The following is a 21,633-nucleotide window of genomic DNA, read 5'->3' as shown; positions in this document are numbered from 1 at the left end:
CTTTCCTTTATTGGGCGGCAGGTAAAATATGTTCGGCAACATAGCGTTGCGCGCGCGTGACGGTTGCAAGCGGCGGGGCTTTTGCCGGATCCTGTTCTGCTTCCACCACCAGCCAGCCCTGGTAGCCGCTGCGAGTGATAAACTGTGCCAGCGGGCGATAATCAATACCGCCGTCCCCCGGCACGGTAAACATGCCCGCCAGCACGGCTTCGTTAAATGTCATTCCGCTCTGACGCACCTGCTGGAGTCGATCCAGTCGCACGTCTTTCAGGTGGATATGGCAAATGCGGTCGGCAAATTCATCGATCAATTGGGTATAAGTAAAACCAGCAGCGGTGGCATGTCCGGTGTCGAGTAACAGGCCCACCGACGGAGCACAGGTAGCCAGCAAAGCGCGAATTTCTGGCAGGGTTTCGGCCACCATCATCAGGTGATGGTGATAAGCAAGGCGCAGGCCATATTGCTGATACAACGCCTCGGCAAAGGCAGACAGGCGCTCTGCATAGCCCTGGACCTGATCTTCCGGTAGCAGGCGACGCTGGGCCAGCGGGACATCGAGCGCGTTGGCGGTCATCCAGCCACATTCGCCATACACCATCACCTGGGCACCATTTTCCTGTAATAGCGTGGCATGGTGATGTACCGCTTCCAGCTCCTGTTGCACGCTTCGTTCGGTGAGAAAACCGTCGTGCCAGCCGGAGACCAGATGTAATTTGTGCTGCGCCAGCAGAGCACGCAACGCCCCGGGTTCACGCGGGAAGATACGACTCAACTCCACACCCTGATAGCCAGCCAGAGCAGCTTCTTCCAGGCATTGCTGCGCGCTGGTGTCGGCTCCCAGATGTTGCAGCACCTCATTAACCCATGAGAGCGGACTGACACCGAGTTTAGGTGCCGGTTGTCCGGGCTGATAAAACGCATCCTTAATCATTTTCTTCTCCACCCTTGATTGCGATGAGAACGAAAATAGCGGATGCAATTTTCGGCTGCTATGGCTAATTTGAAGGGAAACCTTCAATATTTGACGTCAAATCTTCAGGCAAAAATTACTGTGATCAATCGCAAAAAAACTACGCTGGAACAGATAGCTAGCGCCGCAGGCGTCAGTCTGAGTACCGTGGATCGGGTGATGAATCGACGCGGTGGGGTCTCTCCGGCTAAAGAAGCCCGGGTGCTGGAATGGGCCAGTAAACTGAATGTTGATCGGGTACTGTTCCGTGGTTACCTGCGTGCGTTACGCGTAGCGATTCTGCTGCAATCCCCCAAAAATCCTTTCTACAAAGGATTACGCAATGCGTTTGCCGATCTCGGTGCGGAGATGGCTGAGATGCGTATTAATGGCGTGATGCATTACCACAATCCTGGCAATATTCGCGCGACCATAAAACAGGTGGAAACCATCGCCGCCAGTCATGACGCCTTGATTGTGGTGTGTCCGAATGACCCTGAACTGGCGGATGCACTTAAGCGTGTTTCCGGGCAACTACCGATTTTAACGCTGGCGACCGATATTCCTGCCAGTGGCCGTCTGGCCTATGTCGGACCCGATAACCGGCAAATGGGGCGGGCTGCAGGGGAGCTGATGGGGCGTTTTCTCGGTGAGCGCGGTGGTGAGGTGGTGGTGGTATTGGGTATGCATAACATGATTGGTCACGAGGAACGTGAACGTGGTTTCCGTGCGGTGTTACGTGAGCGTTTCCCGACATGCATTTGGGCGGCAACGCTGGAAAGTTCAGAAAATCAACAGCGTGCAGGTGACGTGGTGCGTCAGGTGTTGCTGGAGAATCCTCGTATTTGTGGTATTTACAATACGTCGTCAGGTAACAGCAATATTGTTGCCACGCTGCAATCGCTGGGGCGAAAGGCGCAACTGATTACGCATGAGCTCACTCCGGAAAGACGCCTGTTACTGCTGGAAGGCTCACTGGCGGCGATTATCGATCAAAATCCGCGCGAGGAGGCACGTCGCGCGCTGGCGTTATTGGCACGTCACTTCAATCGCAGCGATGAGTTTTCTCTGCATGACAACATCACACCGTTTAACCTGTTTATCCGTGAGAATTGCCCCGCCGAAGCCAGCCAGAGTTAGACCTGATGCGGCAGGAGAGCTGGAGTCGCGTGCTGGTGCAGGCTGACTAAAGGTACAAAAATTTTTTTTGTTACCCCTATTTATGAGACACCAGATTTATATCATTAGCTTGCTGTCGGACGTTAGACAGTCAATTTGTTAGCCAGTGCACAGCATAAGTCTTATAAATATGGCAAATTACCTGACTCGCGTTTGCCATGACCTCCATAACATGTTGATTTGTTATGGGGGCTAACATAATACGTTCCGCACCCCACAATGGAGATGTTTATATGGAAAATTCTTTGGGCGTAAGCAAAACATTTGTAGTCGCGAAGACAAAGTTTGGCAGGGCAATTCCACATTCTTTTATCAAGCATGTAAAACGTCCTCATACTTTCACTATTACCAACTTTTGTGTGCCCGATAAGGTGAGAAAACGGATTGATAAAATATACACTAATCTCGTCAGTCGACAGGAGTTATCTTTAGGATATCCACTAAATCAAAAGTTCGATTATTCAGCTATTGCTCCATTTATGAATATTCATCTGAATAACGTTGGCGATCCTTTTGAAAACAATTCCATGCTGCTGCATACGCGTGAACTTGAACAGGAAGTGCTCGAGTATTTCCGTAAGCTCTGGCATGCTGAATTACGAGAGCCGTTAACGCCAGAGTCATTCTGGGGTTACGTTCTGGCTATGGGGTCCACTGAAGGGAATATGTATGCGCTGTGGAGTGCGCGAGAGTATTTTCGGAAGACGCAGGCCACAGCTAAAGTAAAAAGGGAAAATTTCTCTCACCCGGTACTTTATTATTCTCAGGAATCGCATTATTCATTTGAGAAGTGTGCGAGTATTCTGGATATCTCCACCTTCAAAGAGATGGGGGATAAAGGCTATCCCGGTCAGTGCCCGATCACCGCAGATGGCCGATGGCCACATGGGGTGCCAGTAGATCAACACGGTGCGGTGAATCCTGAATCGTTGTCTGCTTTGGTTGATTTTTTCGCCGCTCATGGACATCCACCGATTATAGTACTGAATATGGGCACCACATTTCAGGGCGGATTTGATGATGCGCAGACAGTCTGGCAACAGTTATCGCCCATGCTTGAACAGCATGATTTCAATGTCCAGACTACAGGTGATAGCAGACCCGATTTTTGGATCCATATTGACGGAGCGCTTGGCGCAGCGTATTTGCCCTATCTCGAAATGGCCCATCAGAAAAAAATAAGCGAAGTTAAGGGGCCCCAGTTTGATTTTCGTCTTCCCTTTGTGAGTTCAATAGTGATGAGTTCCCATAAGTGGTACGGTGCTCCCTTTGCATCCGGCGTGTATATGACGAAAGAAAAGTACCGGATGCAACCCGCCACACTGCCTGAATATATTCATTCTCCTGATACTACGCTGGGGGGGACGCGTAATGGCATGTCCGCATTATTTCTCTGGTATATGGTGAATACTGTATCTCAGCCAATGCAGAGTCGGATTGCTGCGCAGTGCGAGCAATTGGCCGCTTATGCGTATGAACGGTTAACCACCATCAAAGCTATTCACCCATCGTTCCGCGTGGAACGGGGTCCACAGTCGCTGGTGGTGATTTTTACTCGCCCCGAAAAAGAGATATTCAAAACATTCCATCTGAGTGGCAGAGGAGATCTGGCACATATTGTAGTGATGCCGCACGTTACACGCTCAGCGATTGATAGCCTGGTTGAAGCGTTACAGCGAAATGATGCCTTTTCTGAGCAGGATCGCTTTATCAACGATGCCAGTGCCGAATATTCAGGAGCATAAACATGGAATGTCGATTTGCCAGCGATGCTGAACTGGATATCGTTTGTGATCTTCTTACATCAGAGTTCTATGACGATCCGGTGCTTAAATATGCTTTTACAGGTACTAATAAAGAAAAGCGTATGAAGGTAATGCGCGGTTTTTTTCGGATTTATGTTGAGCTTGCGCAAAAATTAGGAGGGGTTGTTCTCACTGAGAACAATGCAGGGACTCTGGTCTATTTTGGACCGAAATTAATGGAAATGAAGGAGGAAGATAACCAACTCATTGATAGACAGTTACGTGAGGTATGTGGGGACGATTATGTGACGGCGGTGGCGTTTATGGACGGACTCGATCGTAATCATCCCCGAACACCACCACATTATTATGTCTTTCTTATTGCAGTGTCGCGTTATAGCCGGAGAGGAGGAGTACTTGTGGAGAAGTTGCTTCGCCAGCTAAATACCACGCTGGACAGGGAAAAATTGCCTTGTTATGCCGAATGTACTACTTTAGGCGTACGTACTTTTGTCAGGCGTTTCGGTTATCGTGATGTTGGTGCGCCACTGCATATTGAGGGATTTCCGGAAGTCTATCCCATCTGGCGCGAGCCTGAATGAATAGCATCAGTTTTAAACTGAACTTCATCGCTTATGGGCGATCTCATAAGTCAGTGACATCCACCTAAATGGTAATGTATGGAGGCCGTATATGGATGGGCGACTTCTATACAATCAGGAGACGATTCTTCTTCTGTCATCGCAGTAACTGCCTGTATTTTATAGTAGAGTGATGCTACCATTTCTGTGTTTATATAGTTAAGTGGTATAAGTTTGCATGTAGAGGATTAAGTCCATGAGTAGAACTTTTTTTTCGGATTTAGAAAAAAACGGAGTTGTAAAGGAGAATCTGGAGAAAAACTTAGCAAAATATGGTGAAATGTATTACGGCTACGGCGTAATGAATAAACGCAATATGGATGATATGCTAATCATCACGAATTTACCGGGTATTTTCATTGATGATTATAAGGAAAAGAAATATCAAAGCATAGACCCTATCATTGTTAATGCATTAAACCGTGTATCGCCTCTCATCTGGGATAATTCGCTAAAGGTTAACGACTTATGGATTGTTGATAAGATTTTTGAATCTGTAAAGTCTTACAACATCATCAGTGGTCAAACTTTTGTTTTACATGATCAGAATAATAATCTCGTTGTCCTTTCATTATATATCAATAAGTTTCTGATGGCGGAGCTGGATGCAGAAGTTAAAAGGCACAAGAATGATTTACAGGGCCTTTTAATTGACACCCATGAACTTTTGCTGCATCTCTATCGTGATGAAAACAAACCGCAACAAAATACAGAGAGTACCTTATCCTCCCGTGAGAACTCTATCCTTTACTGGAGCAGTACCGGTAAAACTTACCCTGAAATTGCCCGCATACTTAATATCACCGTCAGTACTGTAAAATTCCATATGGGAAATATTGTCAGAAAGCTGGGTGTTAAGAATGCAAAACATGCTATCAGTCTGGCAATCGAGCTTAACATCATCTCCCATCCTTCAGATAAATAAATCTGATTGGGGAAATATCCTGCCAGCGCAGTGCTGGCAGGGTGGTGAATCACATCAGAACGACAGGGTTAATCCGGCATAATAAGCACGGCCTGGTTCGTTATAGGTCGATGCGCCATCATTTTCACGATAAATACGTTTATCAAACAGGTTGTTGATCCCTGCATTGGCGCGCAGGTTTTTAGTGATATCGTAATTCATGTTTAAACCGAAGATGGAGTAGGGACTAATTTCCCGATTAGAAATTGCACCGACTTCATTACGTATTTCAGCATATTGACGGGGTTTCTGCCTGCCGTACTGGGTCCAGTTAATATTGGCATCCAGCTTCTCGGTAACCTGCCAGTCAAGCTGCGAGTTAATGGTAAACTCCGGGATAACAGACAACGGATTACCTGTTTTCTTGCTTTCTGAACGGAACATATATGTTGCGTTGGTGCGCCATTCCAGCGTATCGCGCACCAGCGGAATCGTCAGATTTCCTTCCAGGCCTTCAACAATCGCTTTACCACCATTTTCCCAGCGTAACACGTTATAGCCGTTAGAGGCATAACCCACCAGGTCATCACCTGCGACAATTTTGTTTTTGTAATCATTACGGAACCAGGTAATCCCGGCGATATAACCATCATGATTAAATTCGATACCGATTTCTTTATTGACGCTGATTTCCGGATCGAGGTTTTCATTACCTAATAAATAACAGCTACCAGTAGTGAGACCTACCGGACAACCATTGCCACGCGTGGAAAGCAGATACCCCTCGGTGGACTGATAAAGATTCGGTGCTTTAAATGCGCGCGCAATACCCGCCTTTAAGGTGAAGTAATCGCCCAGGCCTTGCGAAATATTAAGACTCGGACTCCAGTTAGCACCGAACTTATTGTGATAATCAAAGCGTAAGCCCGGGATAACTTCGGTACTGTCGGTGGCGGCAATATTATCTTCAAAAAACAGCGAGCTGATGGTGGCGCTATTTTTACTGCTGCGTGCAGATGGGTCGCCTGATACGCCGTCAATAATGACACCGGATTGATCGGTTGCGCTCATTGAGGCAGGGTCGTTTAATTCGTCACGATTCCATTCTGCACCTAATGTGACCGTTTGATCGACCAGCAACTGCACCGGGAAGTTGATTTCTCCCCCGACGCGATAGCTTTCAAGACGACTGGTAGCGTAGCTATCGCTGTTGATCATCCCTTCAACGCGACCCGTTGAACCCTCTTGCAGGCGTGTGTTGTTGGTTTTCTCATAATTGAAATTGAGTTTTGACGTACCCCAATCCCAGATGCCATTCCAGGCCAGACCATAGCTCTGGCGGTACATGCGATTGGTTTCATCACCGTAGAGCGATTCAACCAGGCCATTCGGACTGATATTGCCGTTGCTGTATTGGGTGTCCCCGGCATAAATATTACCCTGGCGGCTGTAGCCGTAGCTGAAATCAACAACTTGCAATGGGGTAATTTTCCAGGAGAACACCGTGTTGATGTCTTTATTGCGTACGCCTTCACGGCCTGCTGCATAGGATCCGTTTTCATTGGTATTGATGTTATAAGCGTCGGCATCGGTTTTATTGATGTTACCGAACAGGCGCATGGTCAATGCATCACCGGCCAGCGGGCCACTGAGGTTGAAGTTGGCGCGTTTAGTGGCACCTTCCTTATCATCTTCTGGCTGGTTGGTGAACAGAGACAGTGAACCATGCCAGTTATTCGTTGGGCGTTTAGTGATGATGTTCACCACACCCCCTGCGGCACCCGAACCATAACGGGAAGCGGCCGGTCCACGAATCACTTCAATACGTTCCACCATTTCGGCTGGCACCCAATTGGTATCGCCACGGGTATCACGCTCGCCGCGCCAGCTGTAGCGAACGGCGTTGCGAGAGGTGACAGGGACACCATCTATCATGATCAATGTATTTTCCGGTCCCATCCCACGAATATCGATTTGACGATTATTACCACGGCTGCCACTGGCGCTGTTGCCGGTGAGATTGACACCTGGCATTTTGCGAATGATGTCGGATAAATCGTTAACAGGGGGGCTTTTTTGAATGTCTTCCGCAGTAATGGTTGAAACACCAGGCTGTTGTTTCAATTCTTCTTCAGCTGTGACAATCATCGATTCATCGTCAGCCAGTTTTTCGGTGGGTTCCTCATTGGCAGCGTAAGCTGACGTACTCAACAGCCCGGCCAAAAGCAACGCGATGGGATGCCTTTGGTTACATTTGGTTGCATTAACTTAATCATTCTCCCTGTTTTGTTAACACTTGTAAGTAAATACGCATGATAATGAGAATGATTATCATTGTATATCAATGATGAGGAATCTCCTTTTTTTCTCCTTTTTTGGTTAATAACTAGTCTAATATGGCGGTGGTTTGATGCTTAAAGGTTTCTGAGGAGGGGAGATGGCCAATATAATTACAACATACTTAAGTGTGACGACGTCACAACCCAGGCTCCTCTGCTCGCATTAGATTAAGCAGATGGCGAGAGCAGCTATTATTGAGCTGGTCGGCATGACGCCGACCCAATGACTGCGGGGCGCGAATTGGCGTGCGCACCGGGATTGACGTTAAAGACATCAGAGATGGATAAGAAGAACATTATCCCTGCAATATTTTGACTATTGCTTTCCCCACATTGGCAGCAGACTGTGGATTCTGCCCGGTGACTAAATGCCCATCCACCGAAACCTGATCCTGCCATGCAGCTGCACCAGCAATAATCGCGCCCTGCTGCTGCAATTTGCTGGTCAGTAAAAACGGTACGACGTTTTCCAGCTGCACAATATGTTCTTCTTCATCGGTAAAGGCACTGACTTGCTTGCCCGCGACCAGCAGCTCGCCGTCATCAAGCGTGACATTGACCAGCGCGGAAGGGCCATGGCACACCGCTGCTACCACGCCATTGTGCTGCCATATCTCGCGAGTCACGCGTTGAACCGCTGCACTCTCAGGAAAATCCCACATCGTGCCATGTCCACCCACGTATAACACCCCAGCGTATAGCGCTGCATCCACGTGCTCCAGTGCCGCGGTATGCGCCAGCTTGTACTGGAAGGTCTCATCTCGCCAGTAATGCGCATTGACGGGATCCTCCAGCTCAACGCCATACACCGGCGGCTTGCCACCTTTAATTGAAGCAAAATCTACGCTGAATCCGGCTTTTTCTAGCTGTTCAAGAGGATGGGTTAATTCGGGAAGATAGAAGCCCGTTGCGCCATCGGTCGAACCCAGTTTGTTGTGGCTGGTGAGCACGAACAGTATTTTTTTAACAGACATCATGGTTCCTTAGCGACTGAAGTATCTGATTCGCTAGTATGGGGTATTGGCTCCCATCAGCGTTATCGGCATTTATGATTTCAGTTATCATCACAGGTGATAACAGCCGCGCTTGCCGTATGCCACAGTCCGTGTTGAAATAAATTTCACCATTAGTTTTTGCGATAGCCATCATGTCAATTGATATCAGAACCATGGACCTCAACCTGCTCAAAGCACTTGATGCATTGCTGGATGAACGTAACGTGACGCGTGCGGCCAACAGGCTGGCGCTGACCCAACCTGCGGTCAGTGGCATGCTAACCCGACTGCGTGAGTGTTTTGACGACCCGTTATTTACCCGTACGCAACGCGGCATTGTGCCAACGCTGCGGGCGCTGGAACTGGCTGCGCCGGTTAAACAGATCCTTGCTGAAGTTAACGGGCTGCTACAACCTAAAGCGTTTGATCCGGCCAGTGCAGAGATGACCTTTACCATCGCCGCGACCGACTACGCACTTCGTGCCGTGGTGGTTCCCTATATGGAAGCATTACGTAAACTCGCACCTGGTATTCGAGTTGCAGTCGTGCCCGTAAATAATGATCAACTGACTTTTCAATTCGAGCGTGGTGATATCGACATCGCGTTGATTACACCGGACACCACACCACCAGATTTACATGCCCGCGCGCTATATGATGAAGAGTATGTCTGCCTGTTGCGCCGCGACCATCCGGCAGCGCAGGGTAACGGCATCACCCTCGACGATTTCTGTTCTCTTGATCATGCTCTGGTGTCTTATCACGGCGGTCAGTTTCATGGTGTCACCGATGACGCGCTGGCAGCGCAGGGGAAAAAGCGTCGTGTCTCATTATCGGTCAGCAGTTTTCTGGTGTTGCCGGAGATTCTGCGGGTTAGCGATTTGATTGCTGTGGTGCCGCGCAGGTTAGCGGTGAATACTGAAGGGTTGCGGGTGATTACTCCGCCACTGGCGATTCCAGGTTTTACCAAAAATGTTGCCTGGCATGAACGAACTCACCGTGATGCAGGTTACCGCTGGTTGCGCGGTCTGCTGTTTGAAACTGTCGCCGGATAAAAACATCGCCCTGACAACCGATGGACGTATTGAGTCAGTAACCCATTAAAATAAGGCAGTGACTGATGCTGATGTTGCTGAAGGTGTCGAACAGCTATCCGCTTGATGGTAATGCCAGCAAAAAGGTTGCAACAGGGAACGGGTAATACTAATAAAGGAGAGTGCCACGGACACTCTCCTTTACTGTTAAATCAGAAAATCATCCAGCGAACCGCCAGCGTCAATGACGCTTTTGATTGGCGATGGCGTACGACCCTGACCCGTCCAGAATTTTTCTTCACCATTTTCATCAGTGAATTTATATTTGGCCGGACGTGGTGCGCGTTTCGCTTTAGGTTTGCTTTCGCCCTGGGTTAATTGCGCCAGTTCAGAAATATCGATACCGTCGTTAAGCAGCATCTCTTTATACAGCGCCAGCTTCTCTTCTTTCTCACGCAGCGCGGCATTTTCCGCAGCCGCTTCATCACGACGTTCGGCGATTATCGCGCTGAGCTTTTCCAGCATTTCGTTTAAAACCTCAACCTCAACATCTCGTGCCTGTGCACGCAGTGTGCGAAGATTGTTCAATGCCTTCAGTGCATCGCTCATAAAAAACCCTTGATTATTGTCTTACACATGCAAAAAAGGACATTCTACGGGAAAATGACACAAAAGAAAATATTGTCGTGTATGCAGAATTGTCTTGAAAATAACGAGACAGCAGGCAATGAAATTACAACCTGATATCTCGTTGGGCTACATGGGGGGTTATTTAAGCATCACGATAAAAAGGGAAACATCCGGTAATCAGTGCAACCAGCAGTAATACCAGACAGGTAATAAATGACCAGCGCAGAGTGAAACGTTGCGCCTGGGCATAATCCAGCTTCAGCATACCAATCAGTAAATAAGTTGAGGCCACCAGCGGGCTGAGAATATGTACTGGCTGGCCCACTAGCGCGGCGCGCGCCATTTCAATCGGTTCGATACCATAATGTCCAGCTGCCTGAACCAGCACCGGCAGCATGCCGAAATAAAACACATCGTTGGAGACCATCCAGGTCACCGGAATACTGATCACCGCAGTAATTACGGCCAGATAAGGACCGAGCGCCGGGGGAATTACATTCACAATCGCGGTTGCCAGGCTATCTGCCATGCCGGTTTCGGAGAAGATCCCGGTAAACACCGCAGCGGCGAAGATTAAACCGGCCACGGCGAGGATGGCTGGCGCATGGCGTGCCATCTGCTCCTGTTGCTGGCTGAGTTGTGGGTAGTTAACGACAAACATGAAAGCCGTTGCCAGCATAAACAGGTACGCCATTGGCACCACATCCAGCACCAGCAGCGTCATCAGCGCAATGGTCAGCGCCCAGTTAAACCAGAAGCGCCAGGCTACACAGGGTTTTTCTTCAAACTGCAGGCCGCTAATCGTCGCCGATGACCCGCCATCAAAACCTATTCGCTTGCGCTCACTGCGGCCCAGCAGCCACGCCATCACGAAGGTCCACACCACGCAGGCCAGCAGCGGTAACAACATGGGCACAAATAAGGTGGCGACATCGGCATGGACTGCCGTAGCAGCACGGGCGGTGGGGCCACCCCAGGGAAACATATTACCCAGCCCGGTACATTGCAATAACAGGCAGGCAACGCTCAATTTAGATAAACCAACGCGTTCATATATCGGCATAAATGCTGACAGGACAATCATATATACCGTTGCGCCATCGCCATCCAGCGCCACAATAAACCCCAGCAGGGCCGTGCCGATAAATATTTTCACCGGGTCACCATCGACAGCAGAGACAATGCGTTTAATTATCGGATCAAACATCCCAGCATCGGTTACGCTCATAAAATAAAGCATGGCGAAAATCAACATCACCCCGGTAGGTGCGACGGTTCGCAATCCTTTAATCACCATACTGCCCATTTCCGCACCATGCCCGGAAAATAGCGCGAAAAGTGTTGGGATAATAATCAATGCCGTCAGGGCAGAGAGTTTTTTGCTCATTAATAAGGCGATGAAACAGCCGATCATAAGCACACTGAGAATTAGCAGCATGGCGAGGTATCCTGTTCAGAGGAAAATATTCGGGTATAAATAAAAAACAGCAAAATGATTATTTAATGTGCAGAAGTGCCTTCTTTGCCCTCGACAGTCATACGCTATTATCTGAAGAGTGTTCCAGACATAACAAGATGTATTGCGGGTAAAAAATGTGTGCAACTTCTTATTTTTAATAAAAATAAATTGTCTTAAGGTGATGATTTATCCTGGTGTTATTTCCGCTCCTTAATGATTCCTGTGATAAATAAAACCGCCCGACGCGTGAAGTCGGGCGATTCTTTTTATCCGTGATCGCGCGGCGAAGGCACAATCGGTAAAGGCAGACGATAAAGTTTTACCGGGTATTCCACGGTAGAAGGTTTACCGCCGGTAGTGGCAGGCGTACGGTTGATTTGTGCCGATGGCATCCACAACGCACCTTGGGAGATCCACATCGCATCAATCCATACTAGGCGCGGATCCTGAATCACGGTCGTGACCGTGCCATCAGGCGCAATACGTTTTATGCTGCGGGTATTGATGTCCGAAGCATAAATATTACCTTCAGCATCAATCGCCGTGCCGCCTGTGCTCCAGGTGTCACGGACTTTATGAGCATGTTTCGCTACCTCGGCTGCTGAAAGTTTCTCATCGTTCAGATAACGCGTCTCAATGCGAGCCAGTGGGCCGGGAATGGCCTGGTAGTATAACCATTTACCGTCCGGTGAGACTTCCAGCTGATCGAGGCCAACACGTTTTTCACGACCGTCGCGCAGGTACAATTTCTTGCCGTCGGCATAAATTGGCTGATGATCGATGGAGAGTGGATGGTCGTCCAGAACACGCCAGCTTTTGCCGCTTTTCATATTTAACACCACCAGACCTACCGCTCCGGGGTCGGTCAGATAGGCGAAATCCCCGTTGAAACGCACATCGTCCAGGTAGCTGGTAGCCTTCAGGGTGGGGGCTTTAAACACATAGCTGCCCACCACTTTGCCGCTTTGCAGGTTGATGCGCACCAGCTTGGCGGCACCCGGTACCGCCTGATCGCCCGTGCCAATGCCCTTATTACCGGCATCCATTACCCAGAGGTCGCCATCCGGGCCAATCCGCAGTGCATTCACATGGTAAAAATGGTGTTCCGGATCCTGGCTTTGCCACTGATTCCAGCTTTCGTCGGGATAAGCCTTAAGCTGACCGTTCACCACTTCAGCCAGTTGCAAACCGCTGCCTTCTGATTGGGTCAGTGAGGCGAAAATGCGGCCATCATGGCTCACGGTGATGCCATTCCACACGCGAGGCGAGGTAGTAACCTGTTGCAGGCGGCTGTCCTGTTGCGTCGGCAATTTTGCCGGCAACGTGTCCTGCGCCAGCACCTGTCCGGCGGCGGTTAATGTCAGCGCGGCTACCAGCGCCTTGAGTGAATGCTTCATCCTTCTCTCCCTTTTACTTAACATTGCAGGTTATTTGTTGCTCTGTTGTTAATGTCTGTTCATCCTGGCAGGCCGCAGTGATAAATTATATTCTCTGATTTTTATCAATTAATTCCTGGTGGGAATGAATGGAGCTAAAAGACCTGCATTATTTGCTGGCGGTGAAGGAAACCGGACACCTCGGCAAAGCGGCACAATCCCTTGGTATCACCCAGCCAGCGCTAACCAAATGTCTCCAGCGGCTGGAAAAGTTCTATGCCACACGGCTGATTTTAAAGGTCGGGCGGGGGATGCAACTGACGGAAGCGGGACTGCTACTTTGTGAACGTGCTCAAAAAGTGGTGCATATGATGCAGGTGACACGCCAGGATTTGCAGGCGCTGGGGGCCGGTACCGCAGGGGTGATTCGGCTCGGCGTGGCCGCTACGGCAGCGGAGTTTATGCTGCCTATGTTGACCCGTGATTTGCTGCACAAGGCACCGACAGCCCGGCTTGAAGTGACGGTAGGGATGAACGACCTGTTACAGAAACTGCTGCGTGAAAACAAGATCGATCTGATCCTCGGTTTTTTGCCGGACGGTAACAGTGAGTTCGTCACCCGCCCGCTCATTGATGATCCGGTGGTAATCGCTGCCAGCCGTCGTCATCCGCTGGCGAATATACACCCCACGCCGGAGCAACTGGATCAATACAGCTGGCTATTGCCATCGTCGAATGTTGCCACGCGCCAGTGGCTGGAGCACCGTCTGCGGAGCGGGGGGTATGCGCCACCACGGGTACAAATGGAAAGTAATACCCTGTCGCCATTGCGTGAGGTCATTGCCAGTACGCAGCTCCTGAGTTTTCTCTCGCGCCGCTTGCTAAAAGGCGAGGGCGATGACGCCATGCTGGTGGAGATCCCGTTACCTCTGGTCATCATGCCCCGTACTTTTGGCTGGCAGTTCCGATCATTAAGTGAGTTGTCCCCGGCATCGCGTTTATTGGTTGAGTTAGCGGAAAAACGCTGGCACTGGTAACAGCACGTCACGTAGCGGCGCAATTTATTGCGCGTCTTTGGCAGCATCGCCGGAATACACCCGCGCGATAAATCGCGTCGCAACGGATCCGTGCTGTTATTGGCCTGGTCGGCATGAATGCGCACCGTTTTACTGTTGTGATAATTACCTTTCTCAACTCTTTCGTATTATTACTCATTGAAGAATAAGCGAATTTCCCGCAGGAAACTTTTGGTCGCAGAGTAACAATTTCTTGCAATAGAAATCTTAATGCGTATATTTCTCATTTGCTTTCTTAACGACATGTTTACTGTCGCGCTGTGAGTGCCCGGACGGCACAGTCAGGCGCTTCCTCTTACCTGACATTTATTCTTCAACTCCTTTTGCGGCGGGATGCCAGCAGACGTACAGCGGGTGTGTCGTCATCTAAATAAAAATAAGTTGATTGAGGAATATTATGTCTTTCGAAGTTAAGCGGGTCAGGGGATCGCAACCAGCGTTGCGCCTTTCTGTGCTGGCGTTATTGATTGCATCAGGAATTGCTCATGCGGCTGAAGCCGATAGCAAGGAACAAACACTGACGGTAAACGCCAGCACCGACGATCAGCAGCAGCAGGCCGCCAGCGATTACAATGTCCCGGTCACGCGTGCGGCTACCAAAATGGCCCTGACTGCGCGTGATACGCCTCAGTCCATCAGCGTCATCAGCAAACAGCGTATGCAGGATCAACAGCTGGAAACGCTGAATGATGTTTTAAAAAATACCACCGGTATCAGCGAATTTAATTCCGGCGCTAACCGCAGCAATTTCTACTCACGCGGTTTTATGATCGATAACTATCAGGTCGATGGCGTCCCGGTGTTGATTGATTCCCAGTGGAATATTGGCGACACCCTGTCTGATACGGCCATTTATGACCGGGTCGAAGTGGTGCGTGGTGCCACCGGCTTAATGACCGGCGCAGGTAGTCCGGCGGCGTCGGTGAATATGGTCCGTAAACGTGCCGACAGCAAAGAATTTAAAGCCGATGTCTCAGCCAGCTATGGTAGCTGGGATAATCAGCGTTATGTTGCCGATCTCTCCGCACCGCTGACTGAGTCGGGCAATGTGCGTGGGCGAGTAGTGGCCGGTTATCAGGATGGCGACAGCTGGCTGGATCGTTACCATACCCAGAAGAAATTCCTGTATGGCGTGGTTGATGCCGATCTGACCGATTCCACTACGCTGTCCGTGGGATACGATTATCAGGAAACCAACATCTCGGGCGCGACCTGGGGTGGCCTGCCCACATTCTATCTTGATGGCAGTAAAACCAATTATTCCCGCAGCACCAACCTGGCACCTGACTGGGCGTACAACAATAGCGACTCGAAATCCGTCTTTGCCAGCCTGAAGCAGGAATTTAACAACGGCTGGCAGTTCACCCTGAGTGGCACGCATACCGAAGCCACCATGGACAGTAAGCTGCTGTATATCGATGGTTACTTTGATAAAACTACTGGTATCGGTATTGGGCCTTATGCGGGTTATGACCTGCTCGGCGGCACCGGTTATAACACCGCGAAGCGCAAGGAAAATTCTGTTGATGCTTACGTCAGCGGGCCGTATGAACTGTTTGGTCGTCAGCATGAAATGATGGCTGGCGTGACCTGGATTCGCCAGAATGATCGTTATTTCAGTTCATCAACCAGCTTCACTTCAGCCGATGTGGGTGATTTTAATGAGTGGGGTAATTACCCGGAGCCAGACTGGGACCCTCAGTCGCTGTCGCAGGACAATACTATCAATCAGAAGTCAGCTTATCTGGCAACGCGCATTTCGCTGGCCGATCCGCTGCATCTGATCCTCGGTGCGCGTTATACGAAGTACACCGCCGATACGCTGACGCAGAATATGGAAAAGAACAACATCACGCCTTACGCGGGCCTGGTGTATGACATCAACGATACGTATTCCGCCTACGCCAGCTACACCTCAATTTTCAAACCACAGACCTACCGCGATGTGAATGGTGCTTACCTTTCGCCGGTCACGGGTAAAAGTTATGAAACCGGGATTAAGGGGGACTGGCTGAATAGCCGACTGACCGCCTCAGTGGCCGTTTTCCGTATCGAGCAGGATCACCTGGGAGCAACGGATTACGCGCTGGTTAATGGTGGTACGGATTATGCCTACTATGAGCAGAACGGCACGGTCAGCAAGGGTATTGAATTTGAAATCAATGGAGCAGTGACGGATAACCTGCAAATGACCTTCGGCGCGACCCGCTATGTAGCGAAGGACGGTGAGGGTGAAGCGCTGAATCCAACTCAGCCGCGTACTTCACTGAAGTTCTTCACCAGCTATCGCTTGCCGATGCTGCAGGATCTGACGGTAGGTGGCGGTGTTAACTGGCAGACCCATACCTGGGATCATGTAGCCGGTCCGGATGGCACCAGCACGCTGTATGCCGATCAGGGCAGCTATGCGTTGGTTGACCTGTTTACGCGCTATCGCGTGAATAAACAGCTGTCAATCCAGGCGAACCTGAACAACCTGTTCGACAAAACCTACAACATTGATGTGGGCAGAAACACGGTGTACGGTGCGCCGCGTAACGTCTCCATCTCAGCAAACTATCGTTTCTGATGATGTGAAAAAAGGAGGGGATGTTTTGGCATCCCCTCTGTTTTTACTGGAGATCAACATTTAATGCTGGAGCACCAAAACTGACCAGCACAGCGTTTGAGGCAGTGAAGTAATCACGCCAGAACGCTTCTAACTGCTGCAAAACTTTTCCTGAACGATAGTTATTCTTCGCATCGGTATCAATCAAACCTGCTCCAGCGACAAAAACCTTTGCCCCGGAAAAATCGGTCAACAGGTTTTGACTTTTGACCTGTTCCAGTTCTTTTTCGGGTGACAGTAAACGCAACGCGTTATTGCGATAAAAGCTATCGAATGCACTGTTTTCCAGCATGTCCGAGATCAGGAACACCGTTCGTGATTGAACCGAATCCTGTTGCAGATCGCTGCTTATACGTTTAAGACTGTCGAGGATTTCGCTTTTTGCGATGTTGTCCCCTTTCTCGGCGAAACTCTTCGCCATTAACGTGCCAACGGTTTTAGCAAAGAAACTTTTTTGTTCCACCAGGCATTGGTCGAGATGCTTCAGACTTTCCATGCCCAGATTGTCGCGGATTTTCTTATCCACCAGCAGCGGCTCGAGGCGACCATCAAACAATCGCTGCATAAAATTATTTTGCAGCAATGCAGAGAACTGATACAGCACCACGCGATCGCCAGGTTGGCTAAAACGCAGAATTTGCTGCCAGCTGGCGTTCTTGATCTCCAGAGGGACTTTTACCGTCTGATCGATAATCACCACCAATTCACGACCACTACTGGCTGGGCGGTATTGGGTTAATTTCGTGAAATCATAACAGCCGGGAATATCATTGCGTTCGGCTGCCTGAGCCAGGGCGCTTGCCCCGGCCAGCAGCAACAGACATGCTGTGATAAGCCTCACCTTACCCACCTCTGGCTTTATGCAACACCAGCTGAACTTTGCGACGGTGCTGCAAAGCCTCAAAAGGCAGACCAGCGTCTTCAGCAACCAGCAGGAGTTCCTCATCGTTAAGTACGGTTAAATCACCCAGCTCCGCAATGCGGGCTTTATCATCTGCGCTGTTTGGCTCAAGAGCCACCGGGGTGAGGGCCGCGGGTGCAGGTTCAACCACTAATACCGGTTCTGGCTTATGCATCTCGCGAACATGAGCAGAAGGAACATAAGACTGACGCGATGCAGCATGCTCATCGGCCTCGATTTTGTCGCGTTGTTTACCACGAACATATTCATCAAAGGTGCGAACGTCATTTCTGGCGTTACTGGCACTGCTGGCTCGCTGCATGGCCATACGATTTTGCAAACTGGCCAGTTTATCCTGGGCATCACGTTCGACACGCTCACGACGCATGGCATACCATGCTGCGAACTCTTCTGAGCCACTGAAGTTACCGACGTATTTCGCAGCATGCCGGGATTCGATACCCACCAGTGAGCGATAATAGCCAATCAGAATGCCAATAAGCTGCACTCCAATAAAGATCACCGAAAGGATAATAAACGTCAGTTTTGAAGCAAAGACGCGATTGTCAGTCACTTCCTTTGCTGCCTGCTGATCGGCTTGCTGATTATCTTCAATGGCCTGTTGTGGCAGTTCAAATGGCGAGCTGGTACTGACAGCGCTGGTCTGGCTAAAAGGCGTGCCATTCACTGCCTGAGTTTCAGCAGCGTTGATGGTGGCAGCGCGAATAAAATAGGCACCAATCGCAAAGGTGATAATCAGCAGCAGGGTGACAACGGTTTGAACATACTGAGGTTTCGCGCCGATACCGTGTTGAACGCGGTTAAGCATTTGCAGATAGCTGGGGGCATCATCATCGATGCGGGTGTTCTCCAGAGAAACTTCTGGATCTTTCTTCAGCGCCTGAGCATTGCCTTCAAGATGCGCTTCTTTATGCCAGTAGCGGATTTTTTTCAGCAGCGTATTTTTGTGCAGTTGTGTCCCCATCAGATGTGTCGCGGGGACGAGGATCACGCCAATCAACACTGAAACCACAATAGCGGACAATTCAGCCTGGTTTGCTGAAATATTGTTAGCAATGAAAGGTGACAGGACCAGTGCGAAGATGAACGCTTCAAGGATTACCAGGGCGATACTGCACAGCCACAGCACCACGCTGGTGGGTTTACGTCCGCGCTCATCGACTTTATTGAGATAATTGACGCAGCGGAGATAAAAATCGGCGTCACGGTTTGAAATACTGTGAAACTGATAAAATTTACCACACAGTGCTTCTTCTGCCGGATGCCAGATTAATTTGCCCGTGCCAGGGCGGCGTGATTCATGGCTGCGAGCGAGACGGCTGATAGTCCCAATCACCGGTAATGAACAAAACAGGTTAAGGAAAAAGTAGCGTACCTGTTCCCACCATTTAATTGCCGTGATCGTTAATGCCAGCAGAGCGAAAAGTGGCCAAAAAATATAGCGATACGTCGCGATAGTCTGAAATAAGGTATTTAAAATTTCCATTCGATAATTTTCCGTTATCCACGCTGAGGAGCATATTCAGCCAGCCAGGGCTGGCGGTGGTTGCTGTAGAACAATTGGCCTTGCTGGGCCGGATGACCGGATTTCGGTAACAACAGGTCAAGACAGGAAACGGGTTGTTGTTGGGCGTTTTCGATGTAGACACGGTAAAGAATGCTGTCCTCACCTTCCCAGCTATTCGCGATGCCGGACATGGCTGTCAGTGAGGTGCGTTTCCCTTGTGCGTAGCCAGGCGTGATGATTATCTGCGGATTTTTGGTCACTTTTGCCCCGTCTTTCAGCACTGAAACTGGAGTGAGGGTGACGAGGTTACCATTAACTAATCCGGCCCAGGCCCGGCCATTCATATTCGGCAGGAATGCCTGCGTTTCGTGTTTCTCAACCGGCTGGCCACTGGCGAGATTTTTCGCCATTCCACTGACGCGTGGCAGGTCGGTCAGACAACTCCCCGCGACACTGCTGGCCTGTGCCTGGCTGATCAGGCTAAAGCCCTGAGACAACGGCTTCAGATTACTGGCGAGTCCTGTCGAATGTGTCGATGCCGGTGAACCACCAAAGTCGATAAAGTTGGCTGGATTGGTCACAACGGAACTTGCCATTGGCGTTGCTATCACTTGCGTCGAGGCAATCTGCGGCTTTCTGGTGGCAGCCAGAGACTTTTTCGGTGGTGTCGGGCGAGCCGCTGTGCTTTCTGCGGCTGAACTGTAACGCAAATAACGTGGGTTGTTATCCTCCAGGGCCAGACGCTGGCGTAGCAGACCTTCATTGGCCAGTGCCACCATTTCAACCCGGCGATTCTGCGCTCGCCCGCTGGCTGAGTCGTTATCGGCCAATGGGCGGGAAGAACCTACGCCCTGGAAATAGAGCTGACTGGCCCTGATACCGCTTTGTTCGAGTACCAGCCCCACATTATGAGCCCGGGCTTCGGAAAGTTGCTGATTATACGCCGGGCTGCCGGTAGCATCTGTATGCCCCACGACTAATAGCACACCCTTGTCATCCTGCTGACCACTTTTCATCACGGCAGCAATTTTCTGTACCTGGCGCAGTCCAGCGCTGGTGAGGTCAGCGCTTCCACTGTTAAACATGGAACCATCCTCAACCTGAGCGACGAACCCCACCTGATCCTGTTTGCTATTTTCCTGTGCCTTCAAAGCCTCAGTACTAATACGGATTTTTTCTTCCTGGGCGATTTTTTCCAGCGCCTGTTCGCGACTCTGCCAGACGTTACCCACCGCGCATCCCGCTATCCCGCCTGCCAGTCCACCGACCAGCGCTTTTTTAGCGTCATGGGTAACGAGATAGGTTATGCCACCGCCTAATGCGGCACCGCCTATACAACCGGCTGCTGTGCCGTAATCACGGGCGAAATCATGCATGGATGAGCAACTGCTGGTGAGAGAAGCTGCGACCAACACGGATGCAGCCTTCTTAACAAAGGGTGAATTCACATCTGTTCCTTGATTAAAAAACATCAGTACGTGGTTTGAGTGAGCCCCAAATCAATAAAAAAAATTCACCTGTTGTTATCGTCCGTAAAATCTCCAACTTTAGTTTTTTACTAAAATATACTTAATTCAACGTGATAAAGGATGAAGGGAGGAGGGTTGCTGACGTGATGAGGGATTTTAGATAAGTAATTCTGTTTTTTTGGCAGGCTATCTGTTGCCGGCAATAATTTATACCAGTCAGATGAAACTGACTGGCTTTTACTTGATTACGCTTTTTTTGCTCTGGCTGCCGCCACCAGACCATCCAGCCACTCCTGATGACCATTAATCATCGGGTTCGGCTGCGCTTTTGCCAGCTCTTTCGCCGGGTTACCGTTCTGCGTTTCCTGGGTCAGAATGCGCACGCGGTTGTCCGACAGATCTTCCACCAGCCAGGCATGCAGCACGTCAAGGCGATCATCGGCACCTTCCTCGCCTGCCCAGCCATGCCAGGCAACACGACCTGCCTCACCAGCAGAGGGTGCAACGTACTCTGTTACACGCGACTCAACCGGGAAACCAAAGGTCTCAAAGTAGAAACGGTCATCCTGTGCCAGCACCGGGCCTTTGTTGTCGTAGAAGCGTGCATTGGCCGAGTTTTTGTAATAAGTCGGCCACAGCGACGGCGTTACCAGCAATGGCCAGATTTCTGCCGCAGTCAGACCCGCGACAATTACTTCATTCGAACAGTAATTATCGGTAAAACCCGGTACAAAGCCTTTCGGCCATACAATTGCATTCATTTTCATGTTCGTCACCTCGTATTGATTTGATGTAACAAG

At 49.9% G+C, this 21,633-nt stretch carries 17 protein-coding genes; 7 read left to right on the top strand and 10 right to left on the bottom strand.

Annotated elements, in window-relative coordinates:
• Nucleotides 1-7: 7 nt before the first annotated feature.
• Complete coding sequence (iolE, locus tag PW844_RS08120) at nucleotides 8-931, bottom strand: myo-inosose-2 dehydratase (RefSeq protein ID WP_299450155.1); 924 nt, start codon at nucleotides 929-931, stop codon at nucleotides 8-10.
• 120 nt (nucleotides 932-1,051) lie between these two features.
• Here iolE and PW844_RS08115 point away from each other — a divergent pair, with 120 nt between their 5' ends.
• From PW844_RS08115 to PW844_RS08100, 4 genes are all read left to right on the top strand, one after another.
• On the top strand, nucleotides 1,052-2,089 hold the full coding sequence (locus tag PW844_RS08115) for a LacI family DNA-binding transcriptional regulator (protein WP_299450153.1): 1,038 nt from the start codon (nucleotides 1,052-1,054) through the stop codon (nucleotides 2,087-2,089).
• 272 nt (nucleotides 2,090-2,361) lie between these two features.
• Complete coding sequence (locus tag PW844_RS08110) at nucleotides 2,362-3,873, top strand: pyridoxal-dependent decarboxylase (protein ID WP_299450150.1); 1,512 nt, start codon at nucleotides 2,362-2,364, stop codon at nucleotides 3,871-3,873.
• 2 nt (nucleotides 3,874-3,875) lie between these two features.
• Nucleotides 3,876-4,475, top strand: a complete 600-nt coding sequence (locus PW844_RS08105; protein WP_299450147.1) for an N-acetyltransferase — start codon at nucleotides 3,876-3,878, stop codon at nucleotides 4,473-4,475.
• Nucleotides 4,476-4,710: 235 nt separating this feature from the next.
• Complete coding sequence (locus PW844_RS08100) at nucleotides 4,711-5,439, top strand: LuxR family transcriptional regulator (RefSeq protein ID WP_299450145.1); 729 nt, start codon at nucleotides 4,711-4,713, stop codon at nucleotides 5,437-5,439.
• Between the two features lie 54 nt (nucleotides 5,440-5,493).
• Here the strand turns inward: PW844_RS08100 and PW844_RS08095 are convergent, their stop codons facing one another.
• Complete coding sequence (locus PW844_RS08095; RefSeq protein WP_299451086.1) at nucleotides 5,494-7,632, bottom strand: TonB-dependent siderophore receptor; 2,139 nt, start codon at nucleotides 7,630-7,632, stop codon at nucleotides 5,494-5,496.
• Between the two features lie 421 nt (nucleotides 7,633-8,053).
• Nucleotides 8,054-8,734 (bottom strand): type 1 glutamine amidotransferase domain-containing protein, encoded by a 681-nt coding sequence (locus PW844_RS08090; RefSeq protein ID WP_299450142.1) that lies wholly within the window; start codon nucleotides 8,732-8,734, stop codon nucleotides 8,054-8,056.
• Between the two features lie 170 nt (nucleotides 8,735-8,904).
• Between PW844_RS08090 and PW844_RS08085 the strand changes: the two genes are divergently transcribed.
• Complete coding sequence (locus PW844_RS08085; RefSeq protein WP_299450140.1) at nucleotides 8,905-9,807, top strand: LysR family transcriptional regulator; 903 nt, start codon at nucleotides 8,905-8,907, stop codon at nucleotides 9,805-9,807.
• A gap of 186 nt (nucleotides 9,808-9,993) precedes the next feature.
• Here the strand turns inward: PW844_RS08085 and PW844_RS08080 are convergent, their stop codons facing one another.
• The 3 genes from PW844_RS08080 to PW844_RS08070 form a co-directional block, all read right to left on the bottom strand.
• Entirely contained in the window at nucleotides 9,994-10,395 is a 402-nt protein-coding gene (locus PW844_RS08080; RefSeq protein WP_299450137.1) for an H-NS family nucleoid-associated regulatory protein, read from the bottom strand.
• Between the two features lie 163 nt (nucleotides 10,396-10,558).
• A complete protein-coding gene (locus PW844_RS08075; RefSeq protein ID WP_299450134.1) occupies nucleotides 10,559-11,854 on the bottom strand; it encodes a citrate:proton symporter in 1,296 nt (431 codons plus the stop codon).
• Between the two features lie 287 nt (nucleotides 11,855-12,141).
• Nucleotides 12,142-13,272 (bottom strand): L-dopachrome tautomerase-related protein, encoded by a 1,131-nt coding sequence (locus PW844_RS08070; protein ID WP_299450132.1) that lies wholly within the window; start codon nucleotides 13,270-13,272, stop codon nucleotides 12,142-12,144.
• Nucleotides 13,273-13,400: 128 nt separating this feature from the next.
• Here PW844_RS08070 and PW844_RS08065 point away from each other — a divergent pair, with 128 nt between their 5' ends.
• Both PW844_RS08065 and fhuE read left to right on the top strand, forming a co-directional pair.
• Nucleotides 13,401-14,288, top strand: a complete 888-nt coding sequence (locus PW844_RS08065) for a LysR family transcriptional regulator (protein ID WP_299450129.1) — start codon at nucleotides 13,401-13,403, stop codon at nucleotides 14,286-14,288.
• Between the two features lie 436 nt (nucleotides 14,289-14,724).
• Nucleotides 14,725-16,896: a ferric-rhodotorulic acid/ferric-coprogen receptor FhuE gene (gene fhuE / locus PW844_RS08060; protein ID WP_299450127.1), complete on the top strand. Its 2,172-nt coding sequence runs from the start codon at nucleotides 14,725-14,727 to the stop codon at nucleotides 16,894-16,896.
• Nucleotides 16,897-16,939: 43 nt separating this feature from the next.
• Here fhuE and PW844_RS08055 read toward each other — a convergent pair whose 3' ends face one another.
• The 4 genes from PW844_RS08055 to PW844_RS08040 all read right to left on the bottom strand — a co-directional run bounded on the left by PW844_RS08055 (nucleotide 16,940) and on the right by PW844_RS08040 (nucleotide 21,594).
• On the bottom strand, nucleotides 16,940-17,776 hold the full coding sequence (locus PW844_RS08055) for a hypothetical protein (RefSeq protein WP_299450124.1): 837 nt from the start codon (nucleotides 17,774-17,776) through the stop codon (nucleotides 16,940-16,942).
• A 1-nt stretch (nucleotide 17,777) separates the two neighbouring features.
• Nucleotides 17,778-19,343 (bottom strand): hypothetical protein, encoded by a 1,566-nt coding sequence (locus PW844_RS08050; protein WP_299450122.1) that lies wholly within the window; start codon nucleotides 19,341-19,343, stop codon nucleotides 17,778-17,780.
• A gap of 14 nt (nucleotides 19,344-19,357) precedes the next feature.
• Nucleotides 19,358-20,740 (bottom strand): OmpA family protein, encoded by a 1,383-nt coding sequence (locus PW844_RS08045; protein ID WP_299450119.1) that lies wholly within the window; start codon nucleotides 20,738-20,740, stop codon nucleotides 19,358-19,360.
• Nucleotides 20,741-21,078: 338 nt separating this feature from the next.
• Nucleotides 21,079-21,594: an SRPBCC domain-containing protein gene (locus tag PW844_RS08040; protein WP_299451083.1), complete on the bottom strand. Its 516-nt coding sequence runs from the start codon at nucleotides 21,592-21,594 to the stop codon at nucleotides 21,079-21,081.
• Nucleotides 21,595-21,633: the final 39 nt, after the last annotated feature.

The sequence above is a fragment of the Pantoea sp. genome (genome assembly GCF_028283705.1).
Classification (GTDB): domain Bacteria; phylum Pseudomonadota; class Gammaproteobacteria; order Enterobacterales; family Enterobacteriaceae; genus Pantoea.
The sequence above is the reverse complement of the archived record's forward strand: the minus strand, read 5'-3'. Positions and strand labels throughout refer to the sequence as shown.

Bases quoted from the DNA above. Each gene is read 5' to 3' on its own strand.
- PW844_RS08085 (WP_299450140.1), top strand. From the start codon at position 8,905: ATGTCAATTGATATCAGAACCATGGACCTCAACCTGCTCAAAGCACTT.
- PW844_RS08110 (WP_299450150.1), top strand. From the start codon at position 2,362: ATGGAAAATTCTTTGGGCGTAAGCAAAACATTTGTAGTCGCGAAGACA.
- PW844_RS08100 (WP_299450145.1), top strand. From the start codon at position 4,711: ATGAGTAGAACTTTTTTTTCGGATTTAGAAAAAAACGGAGTTGTAAAG.
- PW844_RS08065 (WP_299450129.1), top strand. From the start codon at position 13,401: ATGGAGCTAAAAGACCTGCATTATTTGCTGGCGGTGAAGGAAACCGGA.
- PW844_RS08080 (WP_299450137.1), bottom strand. From the start codon at position 10,395: ATGAGCGATGCACTGAAGGCATTGAACAATCTTCGCACACTGCGTGCA.
- PW844_RS08105 (WP_299450147.1), top strand. From the start codon at position 3,876: ATGGAATGTCGATTTGCCAGCGATGCTGAACTGGATATCGTTTGTGAT.
- iolE (WP_299450155.1), bottom strand. From the start codon at position 931: ATGATTAAGGATGCGTTTTATCAGCCCGGACAACCGGCACCTAAACTC.
- fhuE (WP_299450127.1), top strand. From the start codon at position 14,725: ATGTCTTTCGAAGTTAAGCGGGTCAGGGGATCGCAACCAGCGTTGCGC.
- PW844_RS08040 (WP_299451083.1), bottom strand. From the start codon at position 21,594: ATGAATGCAATTGTATGGCCGAAAGGCTTTGTACCGGGTTTTACCGAT.
- PW844_RS08070 (WP_299450132.1), bottom strand. From the start codon at position 13,272: ATGAAGCATTCACTCAAGGCGCTGGTAGCCGCGCTGACATTAACCGCC.
- PW844_RS08050 (WP_299450122.1), bottom strand. From the start codon at position 19,343: ATGGAAATTTTAAATACCTTATTTCAGACTATCGCGACGTATCGCTAT.
- PW844_RS08090 (WP_299450142.1), bottom strand. From the start codon at position 8,734: ATGATGTCTGTTAAAAAAATACTGTTCGTGCTCACCAGCCACAACAAA.
- PW844_RS08045 (WP_299450119.1), bottom strand. From the start codon at position 20,740: ATGCATGATTTCGCCCGTGATTACGGCACAGCAGCCGGTTGTATAGGC.
- PW844_RS08075 (WP_299450134.1), bottom strand. From the start codon at position 11,854: ATGCTGCTAATTCTCAGTGTGCTTATGATCGGCTGTTTCATCGCCTTA.